Consider the following 2,810-nt stretch of genomic DNA (forward strand, 5'->3'; position numbering starts at 1 on the left):
GGACATGCCGAGCGGTATGCCGACGGACATGCCGAGCGGCGCGCCTTCCGGTCGGCCCAGCGGTATGCCCTCGGGCGGTCCGGGCGGGGGCGACTGAACCGTCGCCCCGCCGGAGGAGCCACGTCACATCCTCACCGTCAGTCCTCCGGGGGCCGCGGCATCAGGACGACCTCTGCCCATACCTGTTTGCCGCCGCTGGTCGGCGTCGTCCCCCAGGCATGGGCCATCGCGGACACGAGGAGGATCCCGCGCCCGCCGGTGGCGTGCCAGCTCGGCGTCGTGGGCTTGATCGGGGTGCGCGGCGAGGCGTCCGTGACGGTGATCCGCAGCCGCCCGTTGTGGTGCGCCAGGTCGAGGCGGATGTGCCCGTCGGTGTGGATGAGCGCGTTGGTGACCAGCTCGGAGACGATCAGCAGGGCCGTGTCGATGTCGTCCGCCGCCAGGCCCCACCTGCGCAGGGTGCGCGCGGTGAAGCGGCGCGCGTGCAGGGCTGCGTCGGGCAGCCGCCACACCGTCCAGCTCTCCCGTACGGGCAGCTGGGCCATGCCGTCGTAGCGCAGCAGGAGCAACGCGATGTCGTCGTTCCTGGGGGCGTCGTGCAGCAGCGCGTCGGCGGCCTGGTCGAGGCGGGACGGATCGATGCCCGCCAGCGCTGTGCGCAGCAGCGCCAGGCCGTCGTCGAGCGGGAGGCCGGCCGACTCGACCAGGCCGTCCGTGGTCAGGGCGACGACGGTGCCGGGAATCAGGCGCAGCGGCGTCAGCGGGAACTCGGCGTCGGGCAGCACACCCAGCGGCGGCCCGCCCTCCTCGTCCACGAGGCGGGTGCCGCCGTCCGCCAGGCGCAGGACGAGGGGCAGGTGCCCGGCGCGCACGCACCAGCCGGCCCCCTCCTCCAGGGAGATCTCCGTGTAGCAGCAGGTGGCGAAGAGATCGGTCTCCATCCCGGCCAGCAGCCGGTTGGCGTGGGAGACGACGACGTCCGGGGGATGGCCCTCCACGGCGTAGGCGCGGATCGCGGCCCGCATCTGGCCCATCAGGGCGGCCGCCTGGGCATTGTGGCCCTGGACGTCGCCGATGACGAGGGCGACTCGGTTTTCGGGCAGTGGGATGACGTCGTACCAGTCCCCGCCGACGTTCAGCCCCACGGTGGCGGGCAGGTAGCGTGCCGCCGCCACCGCGCCGGGCAGCAGCGGCAGCCGCCGCGGCAGCAGGCTGCGCTGGAGCAGACCCACCAGCTCGTGCTCGGCGTCCAGGGCACGTACCCGCATCAGCGCGCCGCCCGCCAGGCCCGCGGCCGCGGTCAGCAGCGTGCGCTCGTCAGGGCCGGGCCGGAAGGGCTCGTCCCAGCCGATCAGTGCCACCCCGACGGTGCGCCCCGCGGCGGGCAGCGGCAGGATCGCCAGGGCACCGGGGCCCACCGTGGCCAGGGCCGGCTCCAGCGGGGTGCCGGCGGGGAACACCGTGACCCGGCCGTCCTCGACCACCTGCGCGAGTGTCGGCATGGCGCGTATGGGGGCATCGGGCCACTGGGTGCGCCACTCGCTGCGCCACAGATCGGGCCAGGCGTCCGGCTCCGGCGGGTCCAGGACGGTGACCACCAGCCGGTCGGCCTCGGTCTCGGCGACCGCGATCCGGGTGGCGCCCAGGCGCTGGCGCAGGGCGGAGGCGACTGCGGAGCTGACGTCGCGGACGGTGCTGATGCCGGCCAGGGCCGCGGCGAGCTGCTGGATGCGCCGGACGTCCCCGGTGCCGGCCGTGCGCGCGGTGGTCGCGTCGGAGACGGTGCCGAGTATCTGCGCGGGCCTGCCGTCGGGGCCGGGCCGGAGCCGGCCGCGCAGATGCAGCCACCGCAGCTCGCCCGAGGGGCGGCGGATGCGGAACTCGAGCTCGCGCTGCCCGGTGGCGGCATGGGCCGGCTCGACCACGGACATCACGGTCGGAAGGTCCTCGGGCACGGTCAGCGCCAGCAGGCTCTCGACCTTGCCGTCGAAGTCCTTGGTCAGCCCGAACTGTTCCAGCACGCCCTCGCCGGCCTGGAGCCGGCCGGAGCGCAGGTCGAGGCTGAAGGCGTTGCCGGCGACGCCGTCGGCGGTCTCGGCCGGCGGGGCGCCGCCACCGGGCGGGCCGGGAAGCGCCGAGGCGAGGAGTTCCAGGCAGGCGCGCCCGGTGGCGTCGAACCCTCTCTCGCCCTCGCGAACCACCACCAGCCAGCCTCCTGGTGTCTCGCCCACCCCGCGCAGGGGCAGCAGACCGAGCTGCAGCCTCTCGGGCGGGGTTGCGGGGTGCGCGTGGCCGAGGTCCAGGAAGGCGGCGGCCTCCCGGCCCACCGGCCACACGGAGTGGCCGGCGTTCACCGCGACGGACCACGGCTCGGTGGCCGGACAGCGATCCGGCAGCGCGTACACGGAGCGTGGCACCCCGGCGGAGGCGGTCAGCCGGCCCCCCCCGCCGTCGGGAGGGGCGTAGACGGCGGCCAGCGCGGCGCCGGAGAAGACCAGCACCAGCTCCAGCACCGCCCGTGTCCGCTCGTCGGCCGGGAGATCGGAGGGCAGCGCCTCCAGGGCGGATTCGGCACGCGCCGACCCGGCTCCTGTCTTCACCGCGCCATCACCCGCCATTTCGCCATTACACCGTCTCTCACCCACTGCGCGCAGCAGGTGTGCCGGTCCCGCGTGCCTTGGGTTCCCCGATCGGTTCCGGCCACGCGTTCCGGCAGCCCCCGGTACGGATCGCCGCCCGCCGCCGCGGACTTCGAGGCGCCACGGCGGCGGACGGCGCGGGCGGGCCCGTCGGAGGGCGGGGGCGTTTAG

2 protein-coding genes are annotated in these 2,810 nt (G+C 75.4%); one reads left to right on the forward strand and one right to left on the reverse strand.

The window, feature by feature from the left end:
• The first annotated feature begins 16 nt into the window (after positions 1-16).
• Complete coding sequence (locus tag GUY61_RS37105; RefSeq protein WP_279576901.1) at positions 17-97, forward strand: hypothetical protein; 81 nt, start codon at positions 17-19, stop codon at positions 95-97.
• A 40-nt stretch (positions 98-137) separates the two neighbouring features.
• On the opposite strand, the gene GUY61_RS37110 is transcribed toward GUY61_RS37105, so the two are convergent.
• Positions 138-2,618, reverse strand: coding sequence for a SpoIIE family protein phosphatase (locus GUY61_RS37110; RefSeq protein WP_208106924.1), 2,481 nt, complete (start codon positions 2,616-2,618; stop codon positions 138-140).
• Positions 2,619-2,810: the final 192 nt, after the last annotated feature.

This window comes from Streptomyces sp. GC420 (assembly GCF_009916105.1).
GTDB lineage: Bacteria > Actinomycetota > Actinomycetes > Streptomycetales > Streptomycetaceae > Streptomyces.